Consider the following 14,656-nt stretch of genomic DNA (forward strand, 5'->3'; position numbering starts at 1 on the left):
TACTGTGCGTGGCGAGATCGGGAAGTCGATACCCCACGAGACCGTAAGGTAGGCGCAATCGGTCAAGAAGCCCCATACCGTACGTGACCAGATGGCTGTGTCAGCCGGCCAGTTCCCGCTCGCCGAAGGCGTGCCGCCGGCCGATCGCGATCACCTTGACGCGCTGCCGACCGGCTCGCACCATGCCCAGGGCCATGAACGCGCCCGCGATCCGTTCGGCCGCCTCACGGCTGCTCGCGCCGACCACCTGGCGGCGACGTTCCGGGGCGATGCGCTCGTTGCGAGCACCGCCCTCGCAGGGGCGCACGTCGGTCAGCACCACCAGGAATCGGGTCATCGCCGCGCGCCGCCCACCGCCGGTCGGGCCCTTCGTGGCGGCCGCGAGATCGCCGGACAGTCTCTGCGCACGTCGCTCTCCCTCCGGTGCCGACTCAAAGGCTTGTGGCGCGGCACGCGGCGGCCGGGTACGGGGGAATAACCCGACCGCCGCGCGCCCCATCCCCTCCGGTCGCTCACCGCCACCGTCGCCACGACAACCGGCGGTGAGGACGCGCTAACAGCCTGACACCTTCACCGGCATGAATGCAACTCCCACTTACGTTTTCTCATGTACACGATCCCGAATACATGCGACCATCGATGCATGGCACCGAAGACCGCCCGCGCCCGACGGCTCGGCATCGCCCTGCGCCAGCACCGTGAGGCCGCCGGCCTCACCCTGGAGGCCGCAGCCGACGAGATCAACAGCACCCGCAGCACGCTGTCCCGCTACGAGAACGCGCAGACGCTGGTCAGTCCGGCGACCGTACGCGCGCTACTCACCCTCTACGGGGTCGGGGCGGACGACGTCGCGGCGGCCGTCGCGCTGGCCAAGGACGCCCGCAAGCCCGGCTGGTGGGTGTCCTATTCGTACCTGCTCGACCGGCGCACCATCGACTTCATCGCGTTGGAGGCCGAGGCCACCGGCATCGCCAACTTCGAACCGTCGGTGGTGCCGGGGCTGTTGCAGACCGCCGACTACATCCGGGGCGTGATGCGGGGCGGCCCGCACACGCTCAGCGACAACGACGTCGAGGAGCGGGTCCACCTGCGACTGGACCGCCAGCAACGACTCACCGGTGACGATCCACCGATCTTCGACGCGATCCTCGACGAGGCCGCGCTCCTGCGCCCGGTCGGCGACGAGGCCGCGATGCAGGGCCAACTGCGGCACCTGCTCAAGATGAGCGAGCTGCCCAACATCACCGTGCAGCTGATCCCGTTGGCCGCCGGTTACCACCGGGGCACGCGGGGCTCGCTGCACATCCTCGAGTTCGCCGACCCGGAGGACCCGATCATCGCCTCGGTGGAGACGGTCGCCGGGCAGATGGTCCTCGACCGGCCCGGCGACCTGCGAACCTGTACCAAGATCATGGAACACCTGCGGACCGTCGCGCTCAGCCCGTCGGCCAGCCGCGACGCATTGATCAAGCTCCTGAAGGGACGGTAGACGATGACACCGACGACCAACGCCACCCCGGCGGTGGCCGGATGGCGCAAGAGCAGCCACAGCGGCGACGAGGGCGCCTGCGTGGAGGTGGCGGTCGTACCCGGCACGGTGGCGGTACGCGACTCCAAGGACCCGGACGGCCCGCTGCTGCTCTTCGCACCGTCGGCCTGGACCGCCTTCGCCGAGGCACCACCGGAGCGCTGACCCCCGGGTGAACCCATAGCCGCTGACCGGGCCGGTAAGGGCACCGCCGGCCCGGTCAGCCCACCCGGGCGATCAGTGGCCGACCAACGGCGGCGGCACCGGCAGTTCGCGGACCGCCGCCAGGGCGGCCAGCGCGGCACCCCGAGCACCGGCCATGTCCCGCTCCGGCACCAGCGCGAAGGTCGCCGACGCGGCCTGCTCGTCCCGCAGCACGGTGTGCTCGCGTACGGTCGCCAGGAACCAGTCACGGAACTCGGAGGCGGTCTCCACCACCCCACCGCCCACGAAGTAGGCGTGCGGATCGGTGAAGTTGGCCGCGATGGTGAACAACGCCCCGAGCGCTCGGGCCTGCTGGGCGAAGATCTCCCGGGCCATCTCGTCGCCCCGCTCGCCGTAGCCGCGCACCAGCTTCGCCGCCAGGGCCGGCGGCTCACCGGCCAGCGGATGGTCCGGAAACCGGGTGAGCCAGTACGGCAGCAGGTTGCGCTCGATCGCGGTCAGCGAGGCGACGGACTCCACGTCCCCGGCGAAGCCGCAGGCACAGACCGGCACCGGCTGACCCGGTGCGAGCACGTCGGTCAGCGGGACGTGCACGTGCCCCAGCTCGCCGGCCATCCCCGCCGCGCCGGCGATCACCCGTCCGTACTCGACCAGCCCACCGCCCAGCCCGGTGCCGACGATCGCCGACACCGACGACCGGTGCATCGCGTCGACTCCGAAGTGGACGTGGTGGGCGTAGAGCGCGGCGGCGTTGCCGTCGTTGTGGTAGATCACCGGCAGCCCGAGCCGGCGTTCCAGGGCACCCCGGATGTCGTGGCCGCGCCAGGCCGGTTGGGAGAAGTTCGTCGACCCCTTCGACGAGATCACCCCGGTGGCGCTGGCCGGGCCGGGCGTGTCCAGCCCGACGGCGCGCACCTGGTCGCGGGACAGCCCGGTCAGGGCCAGCACACTGTCGAAGGAACGGGCCATCGCCTCGACGGCGGCCTGCGGGCCGGCGCGTACCTCGCTGGGGGTCTCCACGAGCTGATCCACCAGGAAGCGTCCATCGAGCGTGAGCACTGTGGCGTTGTTGCTCGTACCGCCGTTGTCGATGCCCACGACCACAGTTGTGTCAGCCACCGGTCAACCGCCTCCCACCCGATTCGATCTGACGTGAGGCTAGTTCTCGCTCCCCTGCCCCGCCATGCCGACCGGCCGTCGGGCCGTCATCGCGGTGGCCGCCAGGGACTCGTCGCGGAACGTCGACGGCAGCAGCCCCGCCTCCGCCAGCACCGTCGCGAGCAGGTCGACCTGCGACTGGCCGACCTCCACCACCAGGTGCCCGCCGGGAGCGAGCCACCTCGTCGCGTCGGCGGCGAGCCGGCGCAGCACCGCCAACCCATCCGGGCCGCCGTCGAGCGCCACCAACGCCTCGTACTGGCGCGACTCGGCCGGCAGCAGGTCCAACGCCGCCGTCGGCACGTACGGCGCGTTCGCCACCACCAGGTCCAGGGTGCCGCGCCAGGTCGCCGGCAGCGCGTCGAACAGGTCACCGGCGTAGACCGGCACGGCCAACTCGGCGAGATTGCCTCGGGCACAGGCCACCGCGGCCGGGTCCACGTCCACCGCGGCCAGCAGCCGTGGGGCGTGGAGTCGACGCGCCAGCGCCCGGGTGAGCGCACCCGAGCCGCAACACAGCTCGACCACCCTCGCCGCCGGCCCGGTCACCGCCTCGGCCGCCGCGACGAGCGCCGCGGTCCGCGCCCTCGGCACGAAGACACCGGGTACGACGGTGATCCGCTCGCCGCAGAACTCCGCCCAGCCGAGCAGGTACTCCAGCGGCTCCCCGGCCACCCGCCGGTCGACCAGGACCGCGAGCGACCGCGGGTCGTCGGCCGCCTCCACGAGCAGCCGCGCCTCGTCCTCGGCCCAGACACAACCGGCCCGGCGTAACCGGTCCACCGTGGCGGCCCGTACCGCCGAGGAGACGGCGATCATCTAGGCGCTGGCATCCAACGCCGCCGACACGTCGGCGATCAGGTCCACCGTGTCCTCCACGCCGCAGGAGAGCCGCACGAAGCCCGCCGTGGTGTCGTCACCCCACTGGGCCCGCCGGTCGGCGGTGGTGTGCAGGCCGCCGAAGGAGGTGGCCGCCGAGACCAGCCGGGTCGCGTCGAGGAACCGGGCGACCCGTTCGGCGTCGCCCAGGTCGAAGGAGAGCACCCCCGGCATCCGGCGCAGCTGACGCGAGGCGACCGGGTAGGCCGGATCGTCCGGCAGGCCCGGCCAGCGCAGCCCGGTCACGTCGGTGCGGTCGGCCAGCAGCCGGGCGAGGGCCTCGGCGTTGGCGCTCTGCCGGGCCAGGCGCAGGTCGAGGGTGGCCAGCGAGCGGTGCGCCAGCCAGGCGTCGAAAGCGCCGGGCACCGCCCCGGTGGTGGTCCGCCAGGCGGTGAACCGCTCCACCAGCTCCGGTGACCGGGTGGCCAGGTAGCCCAGCAGCAGGTCGGAGTGCCCGGTCAGGGCCTTGGTACCGGAGGCGACCACCAGATCCGCGCCGAGGTCCAACGGGCGCTGCCCGAGCGGGGTCGCGGTGGTGTTGTCCACCGCCAGCAGGGCACCAGCGGCGTGCACCCGCTCGGCCAGCGCCGGCAGGTCCACCACGTCGAGGCCCGGGTTGGCCGGCGTCTCCACCAGCACCAGGCGTACCCCGTCGAAGGACGGGTACGGCCCGGCGGTCGGCGCCAGCAGCACCCGTACCCCGTTGCCGGTGAGCGTGTCGGTGGCGAACGCGCGGACCGGGAAGTACCCGTCGGCGGGCAGCACCACCGCGTCACCGGCGCGCAGCAGCCCCAGCAGCAGTCCGGTGATGGCCGCCTGGCCGCTGGCGAAGACCCGGCACTCGCCGCCCTCCAGCTCGCCGATCGCCGCCTCCAGCAGCCGCCGGGTGGGGTTGTCCGGGCGCCCGTACCCGTTCGGCGCCGCCTCCGGACCGTGTCGGGGATCGAGATGGTACGGCGCGGCGAAGACCGGCCCCGGCAGGAAGGGCTGCCCCGGTTGCGGTGCGGGCAGGCCGGCGCGCACGCACCGGGTGCCGTCACCGCCGGTCGGCAGGCGGTGCTCGTACTGCTCAGGGGAGAGGAACTCGTACTCGCCCATCGGCTCTCACTCCGGCTTCGTGGTACGGCTCATCAGGGCGCGTACCGCGACCCGCGGGTCGACGCCCTCGTGACAGACCAGCTCGACCTGCTCGGTGATCGGCATCTCCACGCCGTGCGCGCGGGCCAGGTCGCGGATGGCCAACGCGCTCTTGACCCCCTCGGCGGTCTGCCGGGTGGCCACCCGCGCCTCCTCCAACGTGGCGCCCCGGCCCAGGTGCTCACCGAAGGTGCGGTTGCGCGCCGACGGCGACGAGCAGGAGGCCACCAGATCACCCATGCCGGCCAGGCCGGCGAAGGTGAGCGGGTCCGCGCCCAGCGCCACCCCGAGCCGGGCGGTTTCGGCCAGCCCCCGGGTGACCAGCATGGCCCGGGTGTTGTGACCGAAGCCCATCGCGGTGGCGATGCCGTACGCCAGGGCGATCACGTTCTTCACCGCGCCGCCCAGCTCACAGCCGATCACGTCGTCGTTGGTGTACGGCCGGAAGTACGGCGTGGTGATGGAGCGCTGCACCAGGGTGGCCCGGTCGACGTCGGTGCAGGCGACCACCGTGGCGGCCGGCTGCTCGGCGGCGATCTCCGGCGCCAGGTTGGGGCCGGAGACGACCACCACCCGGTCCGCGGCCACCTGCGCGGTCTCGATGATCACCTCGCTCATCCGCTTGGTGGTGCCGAGCTCGATGCCCTTCATCAGCGAGACCAGCGTGGCGTCGGCGTGCAGGTGCGAGACCCACTCGGCGAGGTTGCCCCGCAGCGTCTGCGACGGCACCGCCAGCACCACCATCTCCGCGCCCTTGATCGCCTCGGCGGCGTCGCCGGTGCCGGTGACCCGATCCGGCAGCACCACGTCGGGCAGGTACTCCGGGTTGCGTCGCTCCGTGCGGATGACGTCGGCGATCGGCTGCCGCCGGGCCCAGATGGTGACGTCCCGCCCGGCGTCGGCCAGGATCTTCGCGAACGCCGTACCCCAGGAACCGGCGCCCAGCACCGCCACGTGCCCACTCACGCCGTCGCCTCCGGGCGCCGCTGCTCGATGTTGGTCCGACCGCCGCGCTGCCACAGCGGTGGTGGTGTGCCGCCCCGGATCTCGGCGAGCATGTCCCGCAGCCGCAGCATGATCACGTCGGTCATCTCCTCCAGCACCGCGCGGCTCGGGGCGGCACCGGCCCACTGACTCAGGTCGATCGGTGGCCCGGCCACCACGGTCACCGGGATCCGGGGACGCGGGTTGAGCCGGGACCGGCGTGGGTCGAAGATGCGCTCCGGCCCCCACATCACCACCGGCACCACCGGGGCGCCGGTCGCCAACGCCAGTCGAGCCGCCCCGGTCTTGCCCTTCATCGGCCACAGCTCCGGGTCCCGGGTGATGGTGCCCTCCGGGTAGATCACCACGGCGTCACCCTCGCCGAGCGCCTTGATCAGGGCGTCCAACGACTTGGCCGCATCGACGGTCCCCCGCTCGACAGGGATCTGCTTGCACCGGTGCAGGATCCAGCCGATCACCGGAACCTTGAACACGCTCGCCTTGCCCAGGAACTGCGGCCACCGGCCGGAGTCGTAGATGAAGTGGGCGGCGACCAGCGGGTCGGCGTGCGACATGTGGTTCGCCACGATGATCAGCGGACCGTCGATGCCCAGGTGCTCCATCCCCCGCCAGGTACGCCGGGTCCAGATCGTCATCACCGGCTTGACCAGCACCACGGCCAACCATTGCCAGAACCCCAGCCTGCGCCGACCCACCGTGCCTCCTCGTGCCCGCCCCGTCCACCGGAGGAACCGGTGACGCCCGCAGCCGAAATCATGCCTGCTCGCCCCTGGTACGGCCAGTGAGGGTACCGACGCGCGGCTGGCAGGATGACAGTGTGAGTCAGCCATGGACCGTGGTGGTACCGGTCAAGCGTCTGACCGCCGCGAAGACCCGGCTGCGCGGCGGGCTGCCCGGCGTGCCGCACGAGGAGTTGGCGCTGGCACTGGCCGCCGACACGTTGGCCGCGGTGAGTGCCTGTGCGCCGCTGGTCCAGATCCGGGTGGTCACCGACGATCCCCGGGTGAGCGCGCTGGCCCGGCTGGCCGGCGCCCAGGTGCTGCCCGACGCCCCGGACGCCGGCCTCAACGCCGCGTTCCGGCACGGTGCGACCGGTGCCGCCGGGTGGGTGGCGGGGCTCACCGCCGACCTGCCCGCGCTGCGCCCGGCCGAACTGGCCGCCGCGCTGGCCGAGGCCCGCAGGACTCCGGCAGGCGTACGGTCCTTCGTCAGCGACGCCCCCGGCAGCGGTACGGTGCTGCTGGCGGCACCTCCCGGCGTACCCCTGGATCCCCGGTTCGGGCCCGACTCGGCCACGGCACACGCGGCCAGCGGCGCCCGCGCGTTGGCCGGTGACTGGCCCAGCCTGCGTCGGGATGTCGACACCGCCGACGACCTGCTGGCCGCGGCCCGCCTCGGGCTCGGCCCGCGCACCGCGGCGCTGGCCGCCGGCTGCCCGACCGGCTGAACCCGACCGGGCCGCCCTGGAGCCGGACGGAGACCGGCCGGACTCGCCCTGGTGACCGGGCGGAAACCGGCCGGATCTCCTCGTGGCCGGGCTGGGACTCGGTCGCACCGCATCCCGTGTACGGTGCTGGGCATGCAGGGCACGGTGGCGACATTCGACGCGGCGACCCGCAGCGGGCTGCTGCTGCTCGACGACGGCACCGAGTTGCCCTTCCCCGCCCGCGCCTTCGACGCCTCCGGGCTGCGGCTGCTGCGGCTGGGGCAGCGGGTCCGGGTGGAGACCGACGCCGGTGGGGACGTCGTTCGGGTGACGTTGCCGACGATGCCCTGATATCCCAGCTCAAGTTCAATTTGTGTTAACCCTGTCCGGGTGATTATGGGCGGGTGAGCACCCCTCGCGAACGCCCGGACCACCCCGTCGGCACCGACCCGGCCGCCTCCTCCGCCGGGCTGGAGGAGGTGCTGGACCCGGTCTCCGGGGCTGGCCTGCCGGAACCCGCCGACCAGGAGACCTCGTTCGACCGGCCGCTGCCGGAGGACCGGTTCCTCAACCGGGAGCTGTCCTGGCTCGACTTCAACGCCCGGGTCCTGGCGCTGGCCGAGGACCACCGCACGCCGCTGCTGGAGCGGGCCAAGTTCCTCGCCATCTTCGCCAGCAACCTCGACGAGTTCTACATGGTGCGGGTCGCCGGGCTGAAACGGCGGCTCACCGCCGGCCTGCCGGTACGCGGCGGCGACGGGTTGCCCCTGCGTACCCAACTCGAACGGGTCGCCGCGAAGGCGGCCGACCTGGTGGCGCGGCACGCCGCCTGCTTCATCGACGACGTGTCGCCGAAGCTGGCGGCGGAGGGCATCCGGGTGCTGCGTTGGTCCGACCTCGGCGACAGCGAGCGGGAACGGTTGCGCAGCTACTTCCGCGAGCAGATCTTCCCGGTGCTCACCCCGCTGGCGGTCGACCCGGCGCACCCCTTTCCGTACATTTCCGGCCGGTCGCTGAACCTGGCCGTGTCGGTACGCGATCCGGACGGTGGGGCCGAACTGTTCGCCCGGGTCAAGGTGCCCAACAACGTGCCCCGGTTCGTCCGGGTCGACCGGGACCAGCCCGGCGTACGGATGCTGCCGGTGGAAGACCTGATCGCGGTCCACCTCGGTCAACTCTTCTCCGGCATGCAGGTGGTGGAGTGCCACCTGTTCCGGGTCACCCGCAACGCCGAGGTGGAGGTCGACGAGGACCGCGACGAAGACCTGCTCCAGGCACTCGAACGGGAACTGGCCCGGCGACGGTTCGGTCCTCCGGTCCGGCTGGAGGTCGCCGCGTCGATCTCCGATCACATGCTGGAGTTGCTGGTCCGCGAACTGGACATGGACGCCCAGGACGTACTGCGGGTCCGCGGGCTGCTCGACCTGTCCGCCCTGTGGCAGCTCTACGGCGAGGCGGACCGGCCCGACCTGAAGGATCCGCCCTTCGTGCCGGCCACCCATCCCCGACTGGCCGAGGGCGAGGTGCCGCGCAGCGTCTTCGCCACCCTGCGCGACGGGGACGTGCTGGTGCACCACCCGTACCACTCGTTCGCCACCAGCGTGCAACGCTTCATCGAGCAGGCCGCCGCCGACCCGCACGTGCTGGCCATCAAGCAGACGCTGTACCGCACCAGCGGCGACTCCCCGATCGTGGACGCGCTGGTCGAGGCGGCCGCGGCCGGCAAGCAGGTGGTGGTGCTGGTCGAGTTGAAGGCCCGTTTCGACGAGGTGGCAAACATCGGATGGGCCCGCACGCTGGAACGCGCCGGGTGCCACGTGGTCTACGGGCTGGTCGGTCTCAAGACCCACTGCAAGACCGCCCTGGTGGTACGCCAGGAGGGCAACCAGATCCGCCGCTACTGCCACATCGGCACGGGCAACTACCACCCCAAGACGGCCCGCCTGTACGAGGACTTCGGCATGCTCACCGCCGACCCGGAGATCGGCGCGGACCTGACCGACCTGTTCAACGTGCTCACCGGTTACAGCCGGCAGACCGCGTACCGGCGACTGCTGGTGGCGCCGCAGGGCATCCGGGGCGGCCTGATCGAACGGATCGAACGGGAGATCACCCAGGTCCGGCTCGGCATGCCCGGGTTGGTGCAGTTCAAGGTCAACTCGCTGGTCGACGAGGCCATCACCGACGCCCTCTACCGGGCCTCCCAGGCGGGTGTGCACGTCGACCTGATCATCCGGGGGATGTGCACGCTGCGTCCCTGCGTACCCGGGCTCTCGGACAACATCCGGGTCCGTTCCATCCTCGGCCGTTTCCTGGAACACTCCCGGATCTTCCGCTTCGGCAACAACGGCGACGCCGAGTTCTGGATCGGGTCGGCCGACATGATGCACCGCAACCTGGACCGACGGGTCGAGGCACTGGTCCAGGTCAGCGACCCGGTGGCCCGCGCCGAACTGGACCACGTGCTCCAGGCCGCGATGAGCCCGGACGTCGACGCGTTCGAGTTGAGCGCCGACGGCAGTTGGACCCGGCGCAGCGGCACGCCGACGGCACCGCTGGTCCACCTGCAGGATCTGTTGCTGCGTCGGGTCGGCAGCACCGCCGGGTGAGCGCGCGGGCATAGGCTGAGCAGATGGTCAACGAGGAGGACCTGGCGGTCGCCGGTCGCCGGCAGGACCCGCCTTCCGGAGCCGGCGTGGCCGTGATCCGGGCGGCCGGCGGGGTGGTGTGGCGGCCGGCGCCGGACGGCAGCGTCCAGGTGTGCCTGGTGCACCGCCCCCGGTACGGGGACTGGACGTTGCCGAAGGGCAAACTGGAGCCGGGCGAGCATCCGCTACTCGCCGCCGCCCGGGAGGTCGCCGAGGAGGCCGACGCCCAGGCCGTACCGCAGGTGCGCCTGCCCAGCGTGCAGTACCGCAGCGAGGGCCTGCTCAAGACGGTCGACTACTGGTCGATGCGGGCGGTGGGCACCGGCGGTTTCCAGCCCGGCACCGAGGTCGACGACATGCGCTGGCTGGGTGTGGACGACGCGGTGGCGCTGGTCAGCTACCCGCATGACGCCCAGGTGCTGGCCGCGTTCGCCGCGCTGCCCCAGGTCACCGCGGCGATCCTGCTGGTCCGGCACGGCCACGCCGGTGAGCGACTGGGCTGGTCCGGCCCGGACACCGGCCGCCCGTTGGACGCCCGAGGCTGGTCCGAGGCACACGCGTTGGCCCCGCTGATCGCGCTGATCCGTCCGACCCGCCTGATCTCCGCCTCGGCCCGCCGGTGCGTACAGACCCTCGACCCGGCCGCCGCGTTGCTCGACCTGCCGATCGAGATCACAGGTGACCTGGACGAGCCACGCGCCGGCCAGCAGACCGACGAGTGCGCGCTGGCCGCCGCGGCGGCCCTCACCGCGCTGGCGGCACAGGGCGAGCCGGTGGCCGCCTGCAGCCAGGGCAAGGTCATCCCCGGTGCGCTGGAACGGCTCGTCGGCCAGCCCGGCGACTACGCCACCGGAAAGGGCGGCGGCTGGCTGCTCGCCTTCACCGGCGGCCGACTACTCGCCGCCGACCACCTCTGAGCGACCCCACACCACAGCCAGCGCCGCGCAGCCCCACCCCCCCTTGCGCCGCCTCTGAGCGGTCCCGCACCACAGCCAGCACGGGCTGCCCCACTCCCCTGTGCCCCCTTTGCTCTGCTCCAACCGGCGCAACGGTTATCGCAGCACACCGTTGCGTCCGTTGAAGCAGAGCAAAGGGGGCACGGCGATGTGCCCTTGGTCGTGCGACGCCCGTCCGCAAGCCACCACCCGCCCGTTGGCGACCGCCCGGCGACGACCGCCTGCTGTCACTGCGGTGTGCCGGGTGGCAGCTTGAGGGTCACCGCGACCGGCAGGTGGTCGCTGGCGGTGCTGGCGATCGCGACCGGGTCGGTGGTCGGCAGGTCCGGGGAGACGAAGATGTGGTCGATCTGCGTGCGCGGGTCGTCGGCCGGGCTGGTGGGCAGCGGGCGTACGGCCGCGAAGGCGTCGACCAGCCCGGCGTCGGTGAGCGCCGTGAACGCCGGATCGCCCGGCTCGGTGTTGAAGTCACCGGCGACCACCAGCGGCCTGCCGTCGGCGTACGCGGTGGCGAACTCGGCGACCGCTCGGGCCTGCACCACCGGATCCGTACCGGGTGGGGGTTGCAGGTGGGTGCTCACCACCGCCAGCCGCACGCCGTCGCTGAAGTCGACGGTGACGCCGAGAGCCTGCGCACCGGTGGGTGCGCCCACTGCGGGTAGCGCGCGGGTCTGCGCCTGCCGGACCGGCCAGCGACTCAGCACCGCATCGCCCCAGAGCGCCCCGGCGGCCGGCGCGAAGACGTACGGCATCTCCAGGCGGGTTGCCAGCAGGTGCAGGGTGTCGTGGCCGCCGTTGAGCAACCAGCCACGGTCGACCTCGCTGAGCAGCACCACGTCGGCCCGCCCGATCGCTCGGTCGAGAGCGGCCAGGTCGAGCCGCCCGTCCAGGCCGAAGCCCATCCGGATGTTGTACGCCACCAGTCGTATCTGCGTCGGCGGTCCGGGCCGGTTGGTCGCCGTCAACCACGGACCGTGCATTACCGCGGCGGCGAGGGCGACCAGGGCAGCCAGCAGGGCCGCCAGCCAGGCCTGTACCGGCCGGGCAGCGGTTACCGGGCGCGTCGGCTCGGTGGTGGCGTCGACCGGGGACGGCGCGGCACCGGGTGCCGACAGCCGTCCACCGTGCGCGATGGCGCCCACCACCACCGCGACCACGACGGGCAGCCATCCGTTGGGGTAGCCGATGTCGTAGGCGGCGTAGAAGAGCACCGTCGCGACGGCGAAGACCAGCATGCCGCCGATCGCCGCGTACCCGCGCCGGGCGACGGTCGACGGACCCCGCTGGGCGGTCGTGAGGGCCAGGCAGCCACCGAGACCCGCTGCGGCGAGCAGCATCGCGACGCCGAGGGCCGAGGGTGGCCCGTATCCGAACAGCAGCGTTCCGGCCAGCAGCAGCACCGGAAACAGCGGACGCCACCGGCCCTGCGGCGACGGGTACAGCGCGCAGAACACGAACAGCGCCACCGCGCCGGTCAGCGGTGCCAGGGCGAACAGGGGCGGTTCGGCGGTGCCGGCGTGGCCGAACCAGAACGAATTCGCGGTGCCGGCGACCGCCGGTGACAGCGCGAGCATGCCGCCCAGCAGCAACGACGGCCCGGCGAGCAGCCAGCTTCGGGCCGGTGGCAGCGTCGTGGCGTCGCCGTCCCGCTCGTCGACGTCCGGTCGCCGGGCGGACGCGACCGCCGCGACCAGCACCAGCGCCACCACGGCGACGCTGGGCAGCCACGCCTGCCACCGCCCCCACCACACCGGGTCGTGGGTGGCGAACACCGCGTGGCCGAGCGCCCCGGCGGTCAGCCCGTAGACCAGTCCGGGCACCGGATGCGTGACCTGACTCGCGGTCGCTGCCAGCCACACCAGCCCGGCCAGCAGGCCGGCGGTGGCCAGCCAGAGCTGCGTACGGCCGCCAGGAGCCACGGTGAGGGCCAGTCGGGCGGCGCCCAGTACGACCAGGGCCACCAGACCGACAGGACGGGCACCGACCCGTACGACGAGGGGCGGTGCGGCGAGGGCGAGCACGAACCAGCCGAGCGCGAACGCGCCGAGCAGCTCGGCAGGGGTCGACGCGGCCTGCCCGAAGATGGTGATGACCGACGGCAGGAAGACGCGGAGCACGTCGGTGAGGACGACGAGGCCCAGCGCCAGGGTGACGGTGGCGAGGTGACGGTGGCGCAGCACGGTTCTCATTTCGCCGAGGGTGTGCGGCGATTCTGGTGCCGTACGGCGCGTCGGTCAACGCCTGCAAGGCGATCGGGCCCGGACACGGCGAAGGGCGCCCACCGGTGTGGTGGGCGCCCTCGTCGTACGACCGGCTCAGCGTCGGGTTGCCGCCTTCTTGGCCGGTGCCTTCTTCGCCGGAGCCTTCTTGGCGGCCGTGGTCTTGCTGGCCGCCGCGGTGCTCTTGGTCGCGGTCTTCTTCGCCGGAGTGGCCTTCTTGGTGGTGGTCTTCTTGGCCGCGGTGGTCTTCTTGGCCGCGGTCGTCTTCTTGGCCGCTGCGGTCGTCTTCGTCGCGGTGGTCTTCTTGGCCGCCGTGGTCTTGGTGGCGGTGGCGGTCTTCTTCGCGGTGGTCGCCTTCGCCCCGGTCGCCTTCGCCCCGGTCGCCTTCGCCCCGGTCGCCTTCGCTCCGGCGGCCTTTGCGCCGGTCGCCTTCGCGCCGGTGGTCTTGGCGGTGGCTGCGGCTACCTTCTTCGCCGCCGCCGTGGCCTTCGGCACCTTGCCGCTGGCCACCATCTCCTTGAACCCGGCGCCGGGGCGGAAGGTCGGGACGGAGGTCTTCTTGACCTTCACCGCCTCGCCGGTACGCGGGTTGCGCGCTGTTCGAGCGCCCCGAACGCGCTTCTCGAACGCTCCGAATCCGGTGATCGCCACCTTCTCGCCCTTGGTGACCGCCGCCTGGACCTCAGCGAGGACCGCGTCTAGCGCGGCCGTCGCCGTTTTCCGGTCCCCCAGGCGAACGGCGAGCGCCTCGATGAGCTCGGCCTTGTTCACGACTTCCTCCTGATTGTGCAACTGACTCGACGCGAGCCATTCTGCGCGCACGGTATGCCCTGTGCTGCCGGGACACAAACATTCGGTGGAAAAAAGCCCTTGTGTCGTAACGGATTCGCCCCCACCGGTGGCACCGGTGGGGGCGAAATCGGCGATGGAACGCGGCGAACGGCTATGCGACCCGGGGCAGGAAGGACGGCCGGGTGGCCTCGAAGGTACTGATCTGCGCCTCGTGCCGGAGGGTGAGTCCAATGTCGTCCAAGCCCTCCATCAGCCGCCAGCGGCTGAAATCGTCGAGCGGGAACGACCACGTGGCGGCACCGGCCTGGACCTGGCGGGTGGTCAGATCCACGGTGATCGCGGTGCCGGGGTCGGCCTCGACCAGACCCCAGATCTCCTCGACGGCTTTCAATTCCAGCTCTACCGGAAGCAACCCTTCCTTGAGCGCGTTGCCGCGGAAGATGTCACCGAAGCCGGGTGCGATCACGACTCGGAACCCGTAGTCGCGCAGCGCCCAGACGGCGTGCTCGCGCGAGGATCCGGTGCCGAACTCCGGACCGGCGACGAGAATCGATGCTCCGGAATAAGATTGATCGTTGAGTACGAATCCCGGGTCCTCGCGCCACGCGCTGAACAACCCGTCCGCGAAACCGGTACGGGTCACCCGCTTCAGGTAGACGGCCGGGATGATCTGATCCGTGTCCACGTCGGAACGGCGCAGCGGCACCGCGGTGCCGGTGTGCGTGGTGAACTTCTCCATCTGT

15 protein-coding genes are annotated in these 14,656 nt (G+C 72.1%); 6 read left to right on the top strand and 9 right to left on the bottom strand.

The annotated features are described in order from the left end of the window. Positions 1-100 precede the first annotated feature (100 nt). On the bottom strand, positions 101-337 hold the full coding sequence (locus JMF97_RS01935; protein WP_203219935.1) for a hypothetical protein: 237 nt from the start codon (positions 335-337) through the stop codon (positions 101-103). A gap of 306 nt (positions 338-643) precedes the next feature. Here JMF97_RS01935 and JMF97_RS01940 point away from each other — a divergent pair, with 306 nt between their 5' ends. Both JMF97_RS01940 and JMF97_RS01945 read left to right on the top strand, forming a co-directional pair. Then, the gene (locus JMF97_RS01940; protein ID WP_203219936.1) at positions 644-1,489 is read left to right on the top strand and encodes a helix-turn-helix domain-containing protein; all 846 of its coding nucleotides are present in this window, start codon (positions 644-646) and stop codon (positions 1,487-1,489) included. A 3-nt stretch (positions 1,490-1,492) separates the two neighbouring features. Next, positions 1,493-1,693, top strand: a complete 201-nt coding sequence (locus JMF97_RS01945; protein WP_203219937.1) for a DUF397 domain-containing protein — start codon at positions 1,493-1,495, stop codon at positions 1,691-1,693. A gap of 72 nt (positions 1,694-1,765) precedes the next feature. On the opposite strand, the gene JMF97_RS01950 is transcribed toward JMF97_RS01945, so the two are convergent. From JMF97_RS01950 to JMF97_RS01970, 5 genes are read right to left on the bottom strand one after another with little or no spacing between them, the layout of a single operon-like run. Beyond that, positions 1,766-2,812, bottom strand: a complete 1,047-nt coding sequence (locus JMF97_RS01950; protein WP_307816732.1) for an ROK family protein — start codon at positions 2,810-2,812, stop codon at positions 1,766-1,768. Positions 2,813-2,851: 39 nt separating this feature from the next. Next, complete coding sequence (locus JMF97_RS01955; protein WP_203219938.1) at positions 2,852-3,670, bottom strand: putative protein N(5)-glutamine methyltransferase; 819 nt, start codon at positions 3,668-3,670, stop codon at positions 2,852-2,854. Further along, complete coding sequence (locus JMF97_RS01960) at positions 3,671-4,828, bottom strand: cystathionine gamma-lyase (RefSeq protein ID WP_203219939.1); 1,158 nt, start codon at positions 4,826-4,828, stop codon at positions 3,671-3,673. Positions 4,829-4,834: 6 nt separating this feature from the next. Further along, positions 4,835-5,833 (bottom strand): NAD(P)H-dependent glycerol-3-phosphate dehydrogenase, encoded by a 999-nt coding sequence (locus JMF97_RS01965; RefSeq protein ID WP_013732059.1) that lies wholly within the window; start codon positions 5,831-5,833, stop codon positions 4,835-4,837. Beyond that, a complete protein-coding gene (locus JMF97_RS01970; protein WP_203219940.1) occupies positions 5,830-6,567 on the bottom strand; it encodes a lysophospholipid acyltransferase family protein in 738 nt (245 codons plus the stop codon). The genes JMF97_RS01965 and JMF97_RS01970 overlap by 4 nt, the downstream gene beginning before the upstream one ends. Positions 6,568-6,689: 122 nt before the next feature. Here JMF97_RS01970 and cofC point away from each other — a divergent pair, with 122 nt between their 5' ends. The 4 genes from cofC to JMF97_RS01990 all read left to right on the top strand — a co-directional run bounded on the left by cofC (position 6,690) and on the right by JMF97_RS01990 (position 10,863). Further along, complete coding sequence (gene cofC / locus JMF97_RS01975; protein ID WP_203219941.1) at positions 6,690-7,319, top strand: 2-phospho-L-lactate guanylyltransferase; 630 nt, start codon at positions 6,690-6,692, stop codon at positions 7,317-7,319. 132 nt (positions 7,320-7,451) lie between these two features. Beyond that, a complete protein-coding gene (locus JMF97_RS01980) occupies positions 7,452-7,649 on the top strand; it encodes a cold-shock protein (protein WP_199180320.1) in 198 nt (65 codons plus the stop codon). Positions 7,650-7,702: 53 nt separating this feature from the next. Continuing rightward, positions 7,703-9,907: an RNA degradosome polyphosphate kinase gene (locus JMF97_RS01985; RefSeq protein WP_203219942.1), complete on the top strand. Its 2,205-nt coding sequence runs from the start codon at positions 7,703-7,705 to the stop codon at positions 9,905-9,907. 23 nt (positions 9,908-9,930) lie between these two features. Beyond that, the gene (locus JMF97_RS01990; protein ID WP_238358497.1) at positions 9,931-10,863 is read left to right on the top strand and encodes an NUDIX hydrolase; all 933 of its coding nucleotides are present in this window, start codon (positions 9,931-9,933) and stop codon (positions 10,861-10,863) included. Between the two features lie 266 nt (positions 10,864-11,129). On the opposite strand, the gene JMF97_RS01995 is transcribed toward JMF97_RS01990, so the two are convergent. The 3 genes from JMF97_RS01995 to leuD form a co-directional block, all read right to left on the bottom strand. Further along, a complete protein-coding gene (locus JMF97_RS01995; RefSeq protein WP_238358498.1) occupies positions 11,130-13,091 on the bottom strand; it encodes an endonuclease/exonuclease/phosphatase family protein in 1,962 nt (653 codons plus the stop codon). 126 nt (positions 13,092-13,217) lie between these two features. After that, a complete protein-coding gene (locus JMF97_RS02000) occupies positions 13,218-13,892 on the bottom strand; it encodes an HU family DNA-binding protein (protein WP_203219943.1) in 675 nt (224 codons plus the stop codon). A 172-nt stretch (positions 13,893-14,064) separates the two neighbouring features. Beyond that, positions 14,065-14,652, bottom strand: a complete 588-nt coding sequence (gene leuD / locus JMF97_RS02005; RefSeq protein WP_203219944.1) for a 3-isopropylmalate dehydratase small subunit — start codon at positions 14,650-14,652, stop codon at positions 14,065-14,067. Between the last annotated feature and the right edge of the window lie 4 nt (positions 14,653-14,656).

This window comes from Micromonospora fiedleri (genome assembly GCF_016774385.1).
Classification (GTDB): domain Bacteria; phylum Actinomycetota; class Actinomycetes; order Mycobacteriales; family Micromonosporaceae; genus Micromonospora; species Micromonospora gifhornensis.